This window comes from Pseudoalteromonas sp. CR1 (assembly GCF_019392235.1).
Lineage (GTDB): Bacteria > Pseudomonadota > Gammaproteobacteria > Enterobacterales > Alteromonadaceae > Pseudoalteromonas.
Genome location: NZ_JAHXRM010000289.1, coordinates 1 through 268, shown reverse-complemented (window position 1 = coordinate 268; position 268 = coordinate 1). Strand labels below are relative to the sequence as shown.

Sequence of the window (268 nt, the reverse complement as noted above, 5' to 3'; positions counted from 1 at the left end):
AGATTCGAAAAGGAGATCACAGACCAATCCTAACGGAAAAAATCAGACATTTAACAGTATCTCAAATCAACAAACATACTTTCATAAAACGTCTGAATAGCAAATATTACATAGAAAAACTTTCAGCTGACATCATATTTATATCTAGCGATCGTAAACATAAGCTTAAAAAGCTTAATTCTAAGTACCCAACAAAAGAAATTATCACACTCCCCTATACACAGCAGATTTCAACATCGCTCATCATCTCAAAAAACGCTTAACCTCA

The 268-nt window shown here is 32.8% G+C and carries 1 protein-coding gene; it reads left to right on the top strand.

The features are described from left to right. The coding region (locus KZZ04_RS19445) for a hypothetical protein (protein ID WP_219423915.1) at positions 1 to 263 on the top strand (263 nt) is incomplete at its 5' end. Between the last annotated feature and the right edge of the window lie 5 nt (positions 264 to 268).